The 15,512-nt window shown below is 54.9% G+C and carries 21 protein-coding genes and 1 pseudogene; 11 read left to right on the top strand and 11 right to left on the bottom strand.

Going from position 1 to position 15,512, the window contains the following annotated elements:
- Nucleotides 1–2 precede the first annotated feature (2 nt).
- The gene (gene gspG / locus ACTJK9_RS03950) at nucleotides 3–461 is read right to left on the bottom strand and encodes a type II secretion system major pseudopilin GspG (RefSeq protein WP_011334561.1); all 459 of its coding nucleotides are present in this window, start codon (nucleotides 459–461) and stop codon (nucleotides 3–5) included.
- 147 nt (nucleotides 462–608) lie between these two features.
- Nucleotides 609–1,529: a halovibrin HvnC gene (locus ACTJK9_RS03945; protein WP_440812275.1), complete on the bottom strand. Its 921-nt coding sequence runs from the start codon at nucleotides 1,527–1,529 to the stop codon at nucleotides 609–611.
- A 260-nt stretch (nucleotides 1,530–1,789) separates the two neighbouring features.
- Between ACTJK9_RS03945 and gspI the strand changes: the two genes are divergently transcribed.
- The 6 genes from gspI to ACTJK9_RS03915 all read left to right on the top strand — a co-directional run bounded on the left by gspI (nucleotide 1,790) and on the right by ACTJK9_RS03915 (nucleotide 5,194).
- Entirely contained in the window at nucleotides 1,790–2,167 is a 378-nt protein-coding gene (gspI, locus tag ACTJK9_RS03940; protein ID WP_440812272.1) for a type II secretion system minor pseudopilin GspI, read from the top strand.
- Between the two features lie 373 nt (nucleotides 2,168–2,540).
- On the top strand, nucleotides 2,541–2,903 hold the full coding sequence (locus ACTJK9_RS03935; protein ID WP_007958158.1) for a DUF6124 family protein: 363 nt from the start codon (nucleotides 2,541–2,543) through the stop codon (nucleotides 2,901–2,903).
- Nucleotides 2,904–3,276: 373 nt separating this feature from the next.
- On the top strand, nucleotides 3,277–3,774 hold the full coding sequence (locus ACTJK9_RS03930) for a PAAR domain-containing protein (RefSeq protein ID WP_440812270.1): 498 nt from the start codon (nucleotides 3,277–3,279) through the stop codon (nucleotides 3,772–3,774).
- Between the two features lie 3 nt (nucleotides 3,775–3,777).
- Complete coding sequence (locus tag ACTJK9_RS03925) at nucleotides 3,778–4,383, top strand: hypothetical protein (protein WP_440812268.1); 606 nt, start codon at nucleotides 3,778–3,780, stop codon at nucleotides 4,381–4,383.
- Nucleotides 4,380–4,793, top strand: coding sequence for a hypothetical protein (locus ACTJK9_RS03920; protein WP_440812265.1), 414 nt, complete (start codon nucleotides 4,380–4,382; stop codon nucleotides 4,791–4,793). The genes ACTJK9_RS03925 and ACTJK9_RS03920 overlap by 4 nt, the downstream gene beginning before the upstream one ends.
- Before the next feature lie 59 nt (nucleotides 4,794–4,852).
- On the top strand, nucleotides 4,853–5,194 hold the full coding sequence (locus ACTJK9_RS03915; RefSeq protein WP_256575327.1) for a hypothetical protein: 342 nt from the start codon (nucleotides 4,853–4,855) through the stop codon (nucleotides 5,192–5,194).
- 213 nt (nucleotides 5,195–5,407) lie between these two features.
- On the opposite strand, the gene ACTJK9_RS03910 is transcribed toward ACTJK9_RS03915, so the two are convergent.
- Nucleotides 5,408–5,767, bottom strand: coding sequence for a DUF6124 family protein (locus tag ACTJK9_RS03910; RefSeq protein ID WP_085610513.1), 360 nt, complete (start codon nucleotides 5,765–5,767; stop codon nucleotides 5,408–5,410).
- Between the two features lie 545 nt (nucleotides 5,768–6,312).
- On the opposite strand from ACTJK9_RS03910, the gene ACTJK9_RS03905 reads away from it, so the two are divergent.
- Together ACTJK9_RS03905 and ACTJK9_RS03900 are read left to right on the top strand one after the other, a co-directional pair.
- Nucleotides 6,313–6,795 (top strand): GNAT family N-acetyltransferase, encoded by a 483-nt coding sequence (locus ACTJK9_RS03905; protein ID WP_440812262.1) that lies wholly within the window; start codon nucleotides 6,313–6,315, stop codon nucleotides 6,793–6,795.
- Nucleotides 6,796–7,056: 261 nt separating this feature from the next.
- The gene (locus tag ACTJK9_RS03900; protein WP_440812260.1) at nucleotides 7,057–7,716 is read left to right on the top strand and encodes a hypothetical protein; all 660 of its coding nucleotides are present in this window, start codon (nucleotides 7,057–7,059) and stop codon (nucleotides 7,714–7,716) included.
- A gap of 244 nt (nucleotides 7,717–7,960) precedes the next feature.
- Here ACTJK9_RS03900 and ACTJK9_RS03895 read toward each other — a convergent pair whose 3' ends face one another.
- The 4 genes and pseudogenes from ACTJK9_RS03895 to ACTJK9_RS03880 all read right to left on the bottom strand — a co-directional run bounded on the left by ACTJK9_RS03895 (nucleotide 7,961) and on the right by ACTJK9_RS03880 (nucleotide 10,839).
- Entirely contained in the window at nucleotides 7,961–8,302 is a 342-nt protein-coding gene (locus tag ACTJK9_RS03895) for a hypothetical protein (protein ID WP_440812258.1), read from the bottom strand.
- A 340-nt stretch (nucleotides 8,303–8,642) separates the two neighbouring features.
- Nucleotides 8,643–9,083, bottom strand: a pseudogene (locus ACTJK9_RS03890) (restriction endonuclease); the annotation flags it as partial.
- Between the two features lie 279 nt (nucleotides 9,084–9,362).
- A complete protein-coding gene (locus ACTJK9_RS03885) occupies nucleotides 9,363–10,193 on the bottom strand; it encodes a hypothetical protein (RefSeq protein WP_440812255.1) in 831 nt (276 codons plus the stop codon).
- 214 nt (nucleotides 10,194–10,407) lie between these two features.
- Entirely contained in the window at nucleotides 10,408–10,839 is a 432-nt protein-coding gene (locus ACTJK9_RS03880; RefSeq protein WP_440812253.1) for a type II secretion system protein N, read from the bottom strand.
- A gap of 133 nt (nucleotides 10,840–10,972) precedes the next feature.
- Here ACTJK9_RS03880 and gspH point away from each other — a divergent pair, with 133 nt between their 5' ends.
- Complete coding sequence (gspH, locus tag ACTJK9_RS03875) at nucleotides 10,973–11,425, top strand: type II secretion system minor pseudopilin GspH (RefSeq protein WP_011334577.1); 453 nt, start codon at nucleotides 10,973–10,975, stop codon at nucleotides 11,423–11,425.
- Entirely contained in the window at nucleotides 11,422–12,030 is a 609-nt protein-coding gene (locus ACTJK9_RS03870) for a prepilin-type N-terminal cleavage/methylation domain-containing protein (RefSeq protein WP_440812251.1), read from the top strand. Before gspH ends, ACTJK9_RS03870 begins: the two co-directional genes overlap by 4 nt.
- Before the next feature lie 156 nt (nucleotides 12,031–12,186).
- Here the strand turns inward: ACTJK9_RS03870 and ACTJK9_RS03865 are convergent, their stop codons facing one another.
- Genes ACTJK9_RS03865 through ACTJK9_RS03855 form a run of 3 tightly spaced genes read right to left on the bottom strand, consistent with a single transcriptional unit; the run spans nucleotide 12,187 to nucleotide 14,426 of the window.
- Nucleotides 12,187–13,125 carry a FecR family protein gene (locus ACTJK9_RS03865; protein WP_440812248.1) on the bottom strand — a complete coding sequence of 313 codons (939 nt, stop codon included), beginning with the start codon at nucleotides 13,123–13,125 and terminating at the stop codon, nucleotides 12,187–12,189.
- Between the two features lie 33 nt (nucleotides 13,126–13,158).
- On the bottom strand, nucleotides 13,159–13,710 hold the full coding sequence (locus tag ACTJK9_RS03860; protein WP_011334580.1) for an RNA polymerase sigma factor: 552 nt from the start codon (nucleotides 13,708–13,710) through the stop codon (nucleotides 13,159–13,161).
- Entirely contained in the window at nucleotides 13,707–14,426 is a 720-nt protein-coding gene (locus ACTJK9_RS03855) for an STN domain-containing protein (RefSeq protein ID WP_440812246.1), read from the bottom strand. Before ACTJK9_RS03855 ends, ACTJK9_RS03860 begins: the two co-directional genes overlap by 4 nt.
- A gap of 150 nt (nucleotides 14,427–14,576) precedes the next feature.
- Between ACTJK9_RS03855 and ACTJK9_RS03850 the strand changes: the two genes are divergently transcribed.
- Complete coding sequence (locus ACTJK9_RS03850) at nucleotides 14,577–14,921, top strand: hypothetical protein (protein ID WP_440812244.1); 345 nt, start codon at nucleotides 14,577–14,579, stop codon at nucleotides 14,919–14,921.
- Here ACTJK9_RS03850 and ACTJK9_RS03845 read toward each other — a convergent pair whose 3' ends face one another.
- Nucleotides 14,922–15,362 carry a carboxymuconolactone decarboxylase family protein gene (locus ACTJK9_RS03845; protein WP_440812242.1) on the bottom strand — a complete coding sequence of 147 codons (441 nt, stop codon included), beginning with the start codon at nucleotides 15,360–15,362 and terminating at the stop codon, nucleotides 14,922–14,924.
- Nucleotides 15,363–15,512 lie beyond the last annotated feature (150 nt).

Genomic DNA, 15,512 nt, shown 5'->3' with positions numbered 1-15,512 from the left:
CCTTACAACTGCCAGGAACCGATGTCGGCATTCACGCCGTCGCCGTCAGGCTGGCCGTCGGCGCCGAGGGAAAAGATGTCGATCTCGCCGTTGGCACCGGGATTGAGGTACTGATAAGGACGACCCCACGGGTCATTCGGCAGGCGCTCCAGGTACGAGCGCCAGTTGCTGTTCTTCGCATCGGCCGGCCGCTCCACCAGCACCTTCAGGCCCTGGCTCTGGCTCGGGTAAGTGCCGTGATCGAGGCGATACAGCTTCAGCGCCTGCATCAACCCGCCAATGTCCTGCTTCGCCGCCGTGGCCCGCGCCTGATCCGGCCGGTCGAGCACCTTGGGCACCACCATCGCCGCCAGAATCCCGAGAATCACCACGACCACCATGATCTCGATCAGCGTGAAACCCTGCTGCCCACGGGGCATCCGGCTCGGTCGACTGGGCTGTTTGAACTGCGCGATATCCATCTCGTCATTCCCTGGCTTGATTCGATTCGACGCGCAGTGTTGCAAGAAGATATGTCAGGGATGTTGAAAATCCTCGGGAGAAAAAGTCATCCAAATAGAGGCTGGGCGGCGACTGCCCGGTCGCCGCCCAGCCTTACGCAGCACCTGTCACTGCGTACCTGCATAAGTGCCTTTCGCTGGGTTCGTTGATTGCCACTTGCCCACCACCTGTTCCCCGCTGAAAAACTGGAAGCTGGCGCTGCCACCCTGCACGGTGGGCATGGTCACCCGAATGATTGGCGCCACGATCCCCCCTGAAGCCGTATAGAAATCCTTCTGGTTGTATTGAGCATCGGGCAGGCCACTGCCCGTGTAGAAGAACGCCCACAGCGGCACGGTGCGATGAATGTTTTGCGGCCAGATACCGCTGACGACTTCGTTCCAGCCCTGGAACGAAGTGGCCCCCAACAACGCCATCGCGCGAATGCCTTCAATATAGGCAGACGCCGAGTGATCGCCTGCCGTCGTTTCGCGGACATTGAAGCCGCATTGCGCATTGTTGGTACGGTAATTGGTCATCCACTGCTGGGCCGTGGTGATGCCCTGAATGTGGCAAGGCCGGCTGGTGAGCGGTTGAGAAGCCAGCGCGCCACAACCGTTTTCAGAGCGGGAGGCGGTGCTGCCGTTCATGGGAAAAATGCAGAAAAAATCGAAATCGACCTTGTCTGTCGGGCTCTCGAAGATCGGATAGATGATGTAGCCGTTGTTGTAGTAAAAACCTTTGAAAGACGAATCACGTCGTAGCCATGACCATGACACCCGCCCCTGCTGCACCGAGCCCGGACTCGGGTTCCAGACATGATAGGCCGGCGATTTCACCGTTCCCCTGGCCATGACGCCTTCGCACAGAAACGCAGGCCGGGACGGACCGCCGCAATCGGTACGAGTGCCGTTATAAAGTGCCTGGAGCCTGGTGGCCGTTGCCGCTCCGTCAAGGGTAGCTTGCTGAATCTGCAGATCATCGGGGACCTGCTGCTGGCTGGTGCAGCCCACCAACAGGCACAGCATTACAACCGCGAGCATTCTCATCAGTGAAATTCCTCTCTCGAATGGACGTAGCCAGCGACAGACGCAATTCCAACTGGCGGATGCCCTTGGAAACCCTCTGCAAAAGTACCCGCCAGACAGAGCTTTTTCAGGGACGCCTCAATCAAATCTCACGGACATAAGTGTCGCTACTGTCAGATCTGACAGTAGCGACCAACGGTCTAGCGTCCTCGGGAGCTTTGGTCAGCAATCGGTCAACTCCGATGGTTAAAGTGAGATGTCCTTGCCGTCGAAATGTCCCGATGCCCAACAAAGCCCCACAAGCCGGATTCACCCTGATTGAAGTGCTCGTCGCACTGGCGATCATCGCCGTCGCCATGTCCGCCGCCGTGCGCGTGGCGGGGTTGATGACGCAGAGCAGCGGGGTTTTGCGGGATCGTTCGATTGCGATGATTGCGGCGCAGAGTCGGATGGCGGAATTGCGGTTGGAGGGGCGATTGCCGATGGGGGTCAAGGCGATGGAATGTGATCAGGGGCGGTTGTTGTTGCGGTGTGAGCAGGTGATTGGGGCGGTGGAGAATGGGCGGATGCTGAAGGTCGGTGTGCAAGTCTTTGATCGCAGCCAGGAGGCGCCGCCGCTGGCTCGGCTGGAGACGTTGTTGAATCGGCCCCAAGACTGAAGCCTGCGTCTGTTTAACCGATTTTTGAATGCTGTTTAAAGACACTCAGCGTTACTTCCCCAAGGCTACAACGCCTTGCGTCATTGCCTACGACTACGCCAGAATCCGCCGGCTTGTGCGTCTGGGGTGCGGGTCTTATCGTTTCCGGGTCACTGAAAAACAGTGATCGGGTTTGGTAGCCCGCACATGAGTTCTGCACAGCATCACCATTCGTGGCGTCGTTTCGTCTCGGCTTTATGGTGGTCATGCACAGGGCACCTTCGGGTGCGCCGGGTTCCTCATGTGCCGGTCTACCAACCTGAGCATGGCCGCCACCTTCGTTTGGTAGCGAATTTGGATGGCCTCCCTTTTTGAAGCATGAGGAGTTACATCTATGTTCAAACCGACGCCCAATCCCCCCGAAACCGATCCGGTTTCACCCTACAAATTCCCCGACTCCCGAACCCTGAACGAAGCCGCCGAACGCGCCCTCGACCACTACCTCACCCCACAACAACGCATCATGGGCAGCCACCACAAACACGACCCCATGTACATGGCCAACCCGGCGTACAACACCGAATCCCTTCTGGCCAACGCCAGCGAATCACTGGGATCGGCCAGCGAAATGCTCAACAACTTTGCGGCCACGCTGGAGCCTGCTCATCGCAAGACCGCGATCGGGATTGCGCAGTTGGTGATGTTGAGTGAGTTGGCGGTGAATCAGGCGTTGGATCATGTTGAGGTGAAGACGTGATCGGCCAAGCGGTGTAGCTCAGCAGCCGGAAAGAAAATGGCCGAGGTTGTCAGGTGTAACTGACGACCTCGGCCAAATACGTTTCTCTCTGTACCAAAAGCTTCAACCTATCCGAACGCAAAGGCATTACGGGCTACTTGCTTCAAGATCATTCACAACTCGTCAACCGAAGAATTGTAAGAAATGTTGAGCGCAACATTTGCCTCAGGCATTCTGTGCGACGCAAACGTACATGGATGGCGGAGTTTGATGCTTCCCCTCCAGAGCACTCTTTCCTGCTCTGCCAAACGTGTGATGTTCGCACTCTCTCAGTGGCCAGAATTTCTAATCCAATCAGGCCAAGGACATCTGAATCTTTGAAAAGGAACTTCGCGTGAGTGGCAAACCTGCAGCCCGAGTGACAGATCCCACCAGTTGCCCGCTCCCGGGGCACGGCACAAATCCAATTGTCAGCGGCTCTCCCAATGTCAATTTCGACGGCCTTCCTGCCGCTCGGATGACCGATAAATCCGCGTGCGGTAGCCCGATCACCGGCGCGGTCAGCTCGACGGTTTTTATCAATGGCCTGAATGCCGCTACTAAAGACAGTACCGGTGGCCACGGCAACGTGGTTGTGGGTGGCTCCGGCACGGTCATTATTGGTGACACCGTTGTATCAGCACCCTTCAGCGGCCTGATGCCAATGCCGGTGCACTTCAACGACAAGTTCAGATTGGTTGATCAAGAGTCGGGCGAACCATTGGCCAATCTTGAATATGCCATTCAACGCGCTGATGGCAGCCTGGAACACGGTGTAAGCGATGAGATGGGCTACACGCATGTAGTGAGTTCGCACCTGCCCGAAACAATTCAACTGTTTCTGGAGGACTAAGGTATGGCTGAAGTCGTTAGCAGAAATGGCAGGAAGATGTCTCCCGTTGCCACCAGAGCGGTGACACCCGTCAAAGACGAAACCCAGAAAACTGTAGAGCTCGACGCAAAAAAACAGAAAAGACGGGCCGAGAACGAAGAGTATTTGAAGGACAAAAACGTCAAGGCATATTTGTTTGCCATTGGCGAAGCCGAAGGCGGTGACTATCACGCGAAATACGGTCATGGCTGGGCCGAAGGTTTTAAAACCGGAAAATGGACGTTCACTGACGAGTCCACCCACCCGGGCGCCGGCTACGGCGGAAAAACTACGGCATCGGGCTTGTATCAAATCAACGTTGCCACATGGCGCGAGTATGGCGAGAAGCAGGGGCTGACGGACTTTTCGCCCCATACCCAAGACCTTATTACCGTCGACATTCTTCGCACGCTCGGAGTGATCGACAAGATCAAGGCCGGAGACATTCCGGGCGCAATGCCGAAGGCGGCCACAAGGTGGGCGGCACTCCCGGAAGGGCCAGGCAAGAAAAACCACTACCCGCCTCAACCGTACGCCGAGTATCCAAAGTTTTTGGCGAGCTACAAATCAGCTGGAGGAACGACTAAATGAAGACCCCGCTCCTCCTGTTGCTCGCAATGTATTGCACGGCTACAAGCCTGGCGTTTGCCGGTGGCCCGCAATCGACAAACGACAAACATGGGCCAGCCGGCATCGCCGTCGATGAGCCCTTGGTGTCGGCCAGGTCCAAGTTGATCAAACAAGGATGGAAGCCAACCCGGATGCACACCAACGATGGCTATGAATACAGTGGTGTCGAGCGCGAGCTGGCCGCTCGGAATGTCCTGGAGCTCGACACCTGCTCGTTTGATAGCTCGCGCTGCATCCTGTTCTATTCAAAGAAAGGCGCCTGCTTACGCGTCGATACCATTGGTGAGCAGCTTAAAGACATGACGGTTACGCGGTGGACTGATGAATGTCCGGATGCATCTCTAGAACCCAATAAAGACGACGCAAGTTAAGAAACCAAGGGATCGAATGAAATAAATCAGTTCCCTTTTTCGGTTTGCGGCACTGTTAAATGAAACTAAAAATATCAGCCATCAGCCTTTTATTTTGCGTCAGTTTATTTTCTAACGCCGCCGACCTTCCTATCAAAGAAGAAATGCCATTTTCGAAAGCCCGAAAAGCTTTGATCAAAAATGGCTGGAGGCCGAATCCGACCTACTCCGGTGAGTTCGGGGTTGAAAGCGTCATCCAAAGAAAAGGCTTCAGTGAAATCGAGTCTTGCACGGAGGGCGTCCGTTACTGCAGCTTCAACTACATCAAGAACGGCGACTGTTTAGATGTAGGAACTGTCGGCGAAGAAGTCAAAGAAATGAAGATTTATTCCTGGAACTTCAAATGTCCCGAAAAGGATTGAAGCCAGAAACCAAAGGGGACAGGTCCATCAGCCCCCTTTTCAGTCATGCTTCAAACCATCACCCGTGAGGGTGATGGCCTACCACCTCCCTCCTTGGCCGAACACGATGTCCGAGACCAACCCATAACTTTGTGGGAGCCAGCCTGCTGGCGATAGCGGAACATCAGGCAACAGAAACAGCGCATGTGCCGTCGCTGCCAGCCCTGCCCCGCATCACTCCGGCAATTGCAAATTATCCAACGCCCGATTCACCGCCAACTCCCCGAGCATGATCAACTGCGCAATACCCACCAATGCCCGACGCTGCGAGGCCGGCACCAGACTGGCGATGTTTTGGGCAATGGTTTGGGCCGAAGCGAGTGTTTCACTGGCATCAATCAGCAGTTCTTCGTTTTTGTTGTCCGCCGTCACGGCATACATCCCGCGGGCTCTGCGTGGGGGCGGCGTGGAGCCGGGCGGACAGAGGTAATGGTCGAGCGCGCGGTCGGCGGCTTCGTGGAGTTTTCTGGAATCGATGGATTCGTAGGGGGAAACCGATTCGGTTTCGGGCGGGTTGGGAGTTGGTTTGATCATGGTGAAGCTCCTTGATGACTAGAGCTGCCACCGTTCGCGGTCAAACAAACAGGGTGGCAGCTGTACGCGGGTTGACCGACCGGACATCAAGGAATCCGGCACACCCGAAGGTGTCCCACGCACAGCCACCGCGACATGATTTCAGACAATGCCTGAACACGTGCAGAACGCTGGTGCGCCTTGATGTTGGGCGGACGGTCAAATCCGATCACTGATTCGTCAGCGACCGCACCACATTAGAACCCGTCCCCAAAGCGCACAAGCCGGCGGATTCTGGCGTAGCTGTAGGCAACGGCGCAAGGATATGTAGCCTGAGAGAGTGTCTGAAGATGTTTTTTTAAACGTTGGTGTTTATCGGAATTCTCATTGCGTCTCGGCCCCCCACGACAGATCCGTCCCCTTGCCCCAACAAACGTAAGCGTCCGGCGAACACATCCCCCTGAAGCTGATAGGGAGCCATCGCCTCCATTGAACCGAAGCAGTAGTGGTTATGCGGAATCTGTTCTCTGCATAATGACTGACCGGCCATGTTTAGGGTGCTTGTCATGCCAGCCTCCGCTGATCAAAACTCCGCTGTCGTTTTATGCGCAGCTTCCAATAACGACCTGGAAGATCTGGTAGCCATCAGGATTGAGGCCATGCGCGAGAGCCTTGAACGGCTTGGACGATTTAACCCAGATCGTGCGCGCGAACGATTTGTTGCTGGGTTCGACGTTAACAGCACACGCCGCATAGAAGTATCAGGTGATCTGGTCGGTTTTGTCGTAATCAAAGATCAACTGAGCGAGCTTTTGCTTGACCACTTGTATGTGATTCCCAGTGCTCAGAGAGCAGGAATCGGCTCTGAAGTGCTTACTCAGATTTTCAGAGAGGCTGATGAGATCGGGCGTCCCATCAAGGTGGGTGCTCTGAAGGAAAGCGCTTCAAATCGTTTTTACACTCGCCATGGTTTCGTGTTCGTCGAAAGCGGTGAATTCGATAATTATTATGTCCGGGCTAACGGTAAAGCCGTTAATTTGGGCGACTAGACTGATCTTGATACGGCTGCCGGTCAGAGGTTGCACCGTTAGATGAACAAAGGGGACTGATCTGAACAAAGGGGACAGATCTATTTTCTGGAAAATAAATCTGTCCCCCTTTTTTTCAAAGAAACCTAGATAGATTACGCGCACCCTTACATAAATCACCACCAACAAAAATATCGAACCTTAAAACAGTCAACCTTTACAACCTAATAGACACGCAATACATTCACTTTCATCACCCAAATAATCAAGGAAAAAGGCAGCATGGATTTTGATAGCTTCAATCAGTGCCTGGCATACATTGAATTCTCCAAGGAAGAAAAATCACTAGTAGTAAAATTTTTACCTATAATCGGAGCCTTATCTGGAGCACTCATTGGTTTTTTTCTTAATTATGCTTCCACACACTCAAAAGAAAACAAAATCATAAAAAATAAAATTTTATGCTGCAAAGAAGACGTTGATAGCGTGCGCGACTCGCTTCAGATTATTTTGAAAGAGCTTTTTAGAATTGCAGGGTTGATTTCTAGGCGAGAGCCACTCCCTGGCCATAATCTCCCAACCAATGTAAGCTCGCTTTGCTTAAGCGAGTATTTTTCCGATGTAGCCCACAAACTCAGTAGCGAACAACGCTTTCAAATTCAACGCATATTGGAGGACATCAAAGCTTTGAACTCAATCCTTGAGATCATTCAGAAACGAGATAGCCTCAAGGATAAATTTACATATTCACTCAAGCTTTCAAACTCTATAATTTTAGGCTTGAGAATTTACGCCACGTGCAAGCAAACTTTCAATGACGAGATAGTAAACAAGATAGAAGGAAATGACTTTCAAGAGCTTGGCATAGACCAAGCTGAGCTGAGCGCTTTTTTTGCTTTGAAAGAAAATGGAAACAACGAAAATCAAAGTTTAAATTTATAAGACTAAAAAAGGACGGATTTGTTTTCTGGCAAAACGGGGAACTGATACTTGGAAATCCCCGCTTTTTCTTACAAAAAATCAAGAAGTTGGGAATTGAAGAGACCTGCATAAAAAAGCAAAAAAGGGGACTGATTTATTTCTTAGAAAATAAATCAGTCCCTGAGATATCCCATATCAAATAGAAACTCTCTTTCGAGCCTTGTGCTTGGCTCGCGGCCAATTAATACACAAAAAATCAGGAAAACTACCTAGGTTCTTTAGAGGCTAGGGGGCGATTAAAAACTTCGTCAAAAGCTTGTTCTGCTTGCTCCCGCATCATCCTTGAACTACCAAGCATCTTATGAACTACAATTTTCCAACGATAATTGCTGTATGGCGCTTCATTAATGTTAATTCCGTTATTACCGTCTAATTTCATACAGACGTCGTAGCGAACGCCTCTTTCTGGTAAGTTTTTACGATAGTGATCGTTGAATAAGTGGCTCTTGAGGCGATTTTTTACTATGTAGCCGTGACCCCGATATATTGCCTTTAGCCCATCGATAACAAAGGTGCAATTGTTTTGCTCAATTTGGTAGTCAGACATGATTACGTACAGGCCTCGTCCAGAGTACGCAGTCTCTGCATCCGGCAAATCACCTATTGATTTTAAAACAACTAATTTGCTAGTTTTTTTGTAGTCGTAAGATGAAAAAAATCAACGAAGTGCTTTCGCATGCTTATTTTTAGCTCACATTCGAGCGTAGCTAGACTTTTTATCCTGTACATTCAGACCTCAGGTATCCACGGCCTTTTTTTTTCAAATCTTGCCGAGGAAAAATATAATTTTTAGATTTTATAAGAAAGATAAAAATGGGGGCAAATTTATTTTCAACGCACCTATTTCCATCTTGGTGAAATAGGTTGGATCCATGACCCATCCTCAACTAACTTTCCTCAGCCTCTGCTTGAAAAACCTCAATGAGCTTCTGGTTGTAATCATCAAGGTAATTCTACAACCCCTCTTGATCTATTAATCGCACTCCGGCAGTACCGGCCAACTCCTTCGCGGACTTTGTGTAGTATGAATTGGTAACCACCATCGCCTCGTCGCACGCGTAGAACGCTTTGGCGGAGATTGCTTGCTGCACTGCGGCATTTCCAACAGAGCCCGTGTAATTTTTGGCCTGGATAACCATGTTTTTGCCGAACCGACTGACAAAAAGGTCCGCGCCCTGATTGGCAGTCTTTTTTGTTTCCTTCACATCAAACCCGATAGTTTGGAAAATCTCGACCAGAAATGCCTCAAACTGAAAGCCGTCCATAGCATCCACGAGATACATTGTGATGAATCGATTCGGATTGAAGTGCTCGAGCTGACTCCCAACAACAAAAAGTGGACTGATTTATTTCTCAGAAATTAAATCAGCCCCCTTTTCTCCCTTAAGGTTTAACAATTTTCAGAAAGCGCGCCAGACCCACATTAAATTAAACGTCCGCTTTTGGCCGAAAGCGGACATTCACGACACGCTTCCTTCAGTTGGTAAAAAGCAGTCAAGTACATCCCCTGCAATCCAGTCCCCACCACGCGACTGAGACACCAAACCACCTAAAGGGGACTGATTTATTTCCTGTACAGAGCCTAGGTGACAAGCCACACAAAGCAGTTATGAGTATGCTCTACGAATAACTTCTCTAACTACATCAACACCGCTGCTGGTTAGGTAGCCATTACGGGTAAGTGCGCGACTCTCCATGTAGGATTTATCGTGCTCATCCAAACCCATTTCATCATATATATTATGCCACTGCTGTTTTATTCTCCCATCTGAACTCTTCAAAAAACTCTCATCGAAAAAATCACGAATTCGTCGCCCCATATACGTCATGAATCCGTGATGTTCTTGAAATTTATCGGCTTGCTGACGATGCCTTAGCAACTCCTCTTTCGACTTCATAACCTCATCACTAAGTTTTGCCAGTCGATTCAAAAGCTGAGCTTTTTCCTCGTCGGCCAAATGGGCTCTGGCCATCAGCTCTTCAATTATGTCTTGCTGTTTTGCCTCTTGTTCCTGAATTTCAGCAACCTTCTGTTTCTCACCGCCTTCCGCCCCCCTATCGAAAGGCATTTTGTCAAACTTATTACTTAACCCTGTATAACTTTCATCAATATGCCGGAGACGCTCTCCAAACCCAGCTTCAATGCGACCAAGTATCTCTGAAACATCTTTAGTAAACTTATAACTATTATTGTAAAAACTACGAGATGACTCATCCGCCTTAAAATAAAAGGCCGCAGACAAAGCGACCGAAGACACAGCAAGAAACATACTCAACAGATCTGTAAAATTAAAGCCACTTAAATCAACATTAATGTTCGCCGTAGCGAGTCTGATAGTTACTACGAAAACTAGAGCCAATATCGAGGCATCTCTAATATTCGACCAGGTTAGAAAACCGCCAGCCCCGTTTTTCACTTCATTCTGCTCATCCGCCATTTCTACCGCATCCCTTTTTGAATGATAGCAAAACGATATCTCAACATGGGGCAACCTGTCGATAACAAGCCACTGGAATGGCGCGAGGCTTCGGAGACAGCCTAAAAAAAAACAGCTTTTGCCGAAGCAGACACTCACGCCGATCCGTTTCTGGATCGCAGTTGAAAACTGCTCGCAACCAGACCTCAAATTAGCTAATTGCAGCTAAAAAAACTCACGGCCCAACCAACCTAGGCATCTCCACCCCCTCCCCCAACCTCTCCACCTCCAACCGCAACCTATCCCCACCCTGCTCAATCACCACCCCATCCCCCTCCACCGCCACCAACTTCACCCCAGGACTCACCCGCTCCCCCTGCAAAAAGCTCCTCGGCGGCCCGTCGTTGAGGCTGAGGATCGCCACCGCCCCCCGACTCCCCGCCATCACGCCACTCACCTTGATCTCCACCGGCGCCGTGCGATTGGAAAACCACTGCAACGCCGGATTATCGCTACGCGCCGCAAGCAGTTGCGGGGTGGCCGCCGGGGTGTGGGATTCGGCGGTGGTCAGGAGCAGGGATGACCAGGTGGCGATGCCGACCAGGGCGGTCAGCAGTGCGGCGGCCTGGGTGATTTGGGGGGGTGAAAAGCGTGCGGTGAATCTCATGGGCTGAATCTCCTTTTAGTCCCGGTGACCAGACTACGCGGCAATTCTCACGGTTTTATTTCACACGCCTTACATGTTGGCCGTGCAGGATGGTTTTTGGGGACGGGGCTGGACGCAAGGGAGTGCGCATTCGATGAACCGGTGCAGGCAGCAGGGTTTTACGCTGATCGAGTTGATGGTGGTGCTGGTGATCATCGGCATCGCCAGTGCGGCGATCAGTCTGAGTATCAAGCCCGATCCGTTGCAGTTGCTGCGCAAGGACGCCGAGCGCGTGGCGCAGTTGCTGCAGATTGCTCAGGCTGAGGCTCGCGCCGATGGCCGGCCGATTGCGTGGTTGAGCGATGGCAAGGGGTTTCGGTTCAGTCGGCGCAGTGACAGTGGCAAGGGCTTTGATCATTTCGATCGGGACCCGCAGTTGCGGCCGCGTCCCTGGCAGAGTCCGAAGCTGGAAGTGCGGGTGGAGCCGAAGCAGAAAGTGGTGCTGAACGCGGAGTGGATCAATCCGCCGCTGCAGTTGACGCTGTCTGACGGGCTCAATCGGTTGAGTGTGCTGCGCGATGCTTCGGGCCGGATTAGCGTGCAATGAACAAACAACAAGGTTTTACGCTGATCGAGGTGATGGTCGCGATTCTGTTGATGGCGGTGGTCAGTCTGATTGCCTGGAAGGGGCTGGACAGTGTCACCCGCGCCGACAGCCATTTGCAGGCCAGCGGTGAGAAGAACGACAGCCTGTTGCGGGCGTTGAATCAGATGCAGCGGGACGTGGAGATGCGCGCGGGGATTGAGCTGACGGAGCCGAAGAAGGTCGGCACCGAGGATGAACCGGCGACGGCACCACCTGCTGTTACGGTGCGCAGCAGTGACAGCAAGGGGTTTCGGCTGGACATCATTCGTAGCGCGGCGGATCAGCCGGGGGCGTTGCAGCGGGTTCGGTGGTGGCTCAAGGGCGACACGCTGTATCGCGCGGTGGCGCCGGCGCGCAGTCGGTATCCGTTGCCAGCGCCGACGGCTGGGGTGGCGGTGTTGGGCGGGGTGAGTGATTTGCAGGTGCGGGTTTGGGAGGCGGACAAGGGGTGGCGGCAGTTGAGCGGGAATCGGCGGGAGGATCCGTTGGGGTTGGAGGTGCGGTTGACTCGGGAGACGGCGCAGGGGGTGGAGAAGTATCGGCAGGTTATGGGGCCGTTGCAGTAAGCCGAAGCACTGAGGTCTGTGTGGGAGCGGCGGTGCGACGATTCGACTTGCTCGCGAAGGCGTTGTGTCAGTCGATACATTCGCAGCTGGTCCACCGCTTTCGCGGGCAAGCCCGCTCCCGCAGGGTTCTATGGTGTTTGTGGGTGTTGTGTTGGGTTAGCTGAGAACTACGACGCCGCCCGGTAGCTCGGTGCATTTGACGCCGTAGGCGTCGCGGATCAACGCGCCTACCCCGGCCAGTTGAGCGAGGGAGAAACGTGCCTGCACGCGGCGCTGGCCGAGTTCGCGGTTGAGCAGCAGCAACATGCCTGGGCGGTAGCGGTTGATCTCGTCGATCATCTGGCTGAGGGTCGCGCCGTTGAACACCAGCACCTGCTGACGCCAGTTCATCACCGCTGCCGTATCGACGCTTTGCACGGTGCCAACCTGTTGCGCGTCATAGGTCAGTTGCTGGCCCGGTTCCAGGCGCAGGCTACGACCTTCAACTTCCACTTCTACTGCGCCATCGAGGCACGTCACGCAAACCTGTTGATCAAGGTTGCGCAGGTTGAACCGCGCCCTGCTCGCCCGCAGCCAACCGCCACCGGCCTGCATCGCCATGGGCAGCCGTGCAGTCTGCACTTCGACTTCGCCGCTGACCAGTTCAAAGCCCTGCACGCCCTCATCCACCGAACGCTGGTTGATGCGGGTCTGGGTGTTCAATTCCAGGCTCAAACCATCCGCCGGTTCGACGCGACGTTGCTGGCCAACTTCGGTGATGTAATCCGCGCCGAGCCCGGAGAAGCCGCCCGGGATCGTGCCGCGCACCAGCAGGAACGCCGCCGACGCGGCAATCGCGCCGCCAAGAAAGGCCCGGCGACCAAACCGTCGTGGCGCCTGCATCGCTTCCGCCGCCGGTAGCAGCAGATGCCACAACGCCTTGCACTCTTCAAAGGCGCGGGCGTGTTCCGGGCTTTGCGCGCACCACTGGCGCAGCGCTCGGGCGTCGGCGACCGTGGCGCGGCCGGAGGTCAGCAGGATCAGCCAGTCGCGGGCTTCGCTTTGCAGACGCTCGGCAGGCGTGGGCTCGGCAGGTGTCAGACGGAAGATGTTCAAACGCGCAGGTACTCGACGGGTTGATCGGGAGCTTCATTCACTAGACGGTTTTCCGGCCCCGCGACCGAACCGCTGAAACACTTTTCTTTCCAGTTTGGCCGCGCAGTGTCCGAGGGCAGCCTTGATTTCCTTCTCGACCATGCGCGTGGAGATGCCAAAACGCTGGGAGATTTCCAGGTGCGGCGCTTCTTCCAGCCGTGCGGCGATGAAGATCCGGCGGCGCCGGGCCGGCAGTTCGTAGAGGGCGCTGAGCAGGGACTGGATTTCCTTTTGGCCGCCGACCACGCGCATCGGGTCCAGCGCTTCGTCGCTGACTTGCAGCAGTTCTTCGACTTCGCTGCCGGTGAGCAGCCGCGCATCGGCCTGGCGGCGGTCGGCGGCGATGTTCAGGGCCATGCGATAGAGGTAGGCGTTGGGCCGCAGCAGGTTCGGCGGCGCTTCCATGCGGTCGACCCGCAGGTAGGTTTCGTGCAGCACGTCGTTGGCCAGGTCCTCCGAGCCGAGACGGCGTCGCAGGCGCACCCGAAAGTCCTCGTAGGACGTCAGGAACAGCTGGACCATCGAACTTTGTCCGGCGTCTTTCATCCCCCGGAAACTCCTTCCCATTGTGTGCATTCCATGCGCTTTCCTGACGATTCGGGTAACAACAGCAACGTGACTGGCTGGCGCAATGCGCCGGGTGTGGGCCGGTCGATTTTGAGCGTGTGAAAACTGTCTACCAGCGCGGCATCGCGCCGAACATCACCGGTCGAGGTCACCAACCGGTTGTGCTGCACCACGCCGTCGCGGCCGATCCACAGCTGCAACACCGCGCGAAAACTGCCGGGCCGGGTCAGCGGCGAGCGGCACAGGTTGCGTTCAATAGCGGCCTGCACCGCTGTGGCGTAACTGCGGTTGACGGCTGCGCTGGCGGGGGATGGTTTCTCCGCCGGCATTGGCACCTCCTCGACTTGCGCAACCTGCAAGGTGAACGCGTCGTCGCGGCTGTACTTGGCCATCAAGCCGCTGCCGCCGAGCATCCGGCGCAATGCTTCGGCAGCAGTGAATTCGCCTTCCACTGCCAACGAGCGGCGACCGCGACTCAACTGGCTGTCGACCAGCACCGCCATGCCGGTGGCGCGGCTGAACTGTTCGAGGGCGCGGGCCAGTTCCTGGGCCGGGATGTGCAGCGTCATGCGCATCGATGCCGGCATCGGGTCGGCGCTGACGCGGCTCAGAAACAAGCCAAGCAGCAGCCCCAGACAGAGCTGGCGCACGAGCGCTGAACGCGCAAATTCGTCCCTGGCACGGCCTCGCTGCACGGCTGATGCACCCCTGAAAACCGTCATCCTGAGGGCTGTTTATGAATCTGGTGTGACGGCCACTGCAAAAAAACCATCACGGGATCGTTGCCGCCGTTGCACTAGACTCTGTAGCCAGAGCGGCCCCTTCGGGTCGGCCAGGAGGCAGGCATGAAATCAGTCTGGAAAGTCGTCTTCGGCGTGTTGTTGCTGACGGTGTTGGGCGGTGCGCACGCGGAGCAGCCGCTGGGCTGCGTCGAGGTGACGGTGGGTGGCTACAAGGCGCCGAATTACGACTGCCTGAGCCAGCAGATGGGTAATAACCCCGACGGCGCGGCGGCTGCGCAGAAGAATCAGGAAGCGATGAATGTACCGGTCAACAAGCGCCCGCCGAATCAGGTGGGGCTGGCGACGCCGGCGGCCACGAGTACGCGGATGGGCAATACGTTTGGCACGTCGGTGAAACCGCAGCGGCCACCGGTGAATACCGGCGCTTCACCGCTACTGGGCAAGTGATCAGTCGCTGGGGATTTGGCGGAAGCTCACCGCCAGACGATTCCAGCTGTTGATGGTGCTGACGGCCATGGTCAGATCCACCAGTTCCGTATCGTTGAACTGTTCCCGCGCCTGCTGGTAAACATCGTCAGGCACCCGGCTATCCGCCAGCAGCGTCACCGCCTCGGTCCAGGCCAGCGCCGCCCGCTCGCGCAGGTTGAAGAAGCCGCTGTCGCGCCAGACCGCGATGGCGTACAAGCGTCGATCCGTCTCCCCGGCCCGTCGCGCCTCAACCGAATGCATGTCGGTGCAGAACGCGCAGCCGTTGAGTTGCGAGGCGCGGATCTTGATCAGGTGCAGCAGCGGCGGTTCGATGCTCAGGTTGCTGGTCAGCGCTTCCAGGCCAATCATCGCTTTCATGGCTTTGGGCGATGCACTGTAGTAATCCAGACGCGGGGACATGGGCGGGCCTCGGGCAGCAGAAGAGTGATTTCACGGTAGGCGCTGGTTGGGCAACGTTACAGCCCCAATTCCACGAAAAAATGGCAGACCATTTCCCCCGAGCCAAACACGATACCTGTGGGAGCGGGCTTGCTCGCGAAGGCGGTGTGC

The organism is Pseudomonas sp. 22082 (genome assembly GCF_052046055.1).
Classification (GTDB): domain Bacteria; phylum Pseudomonadota; class Gammaproteobacteria; order Pseudomonadales; family Pseudomonadaceae; genus Aquipseudomonas; species Aquipseudomonas pharyngis.
Note: the sequence above shows the minus strand (reverse complement) of the source record. Positions and strands in the feature narration are given on the sequence as shown.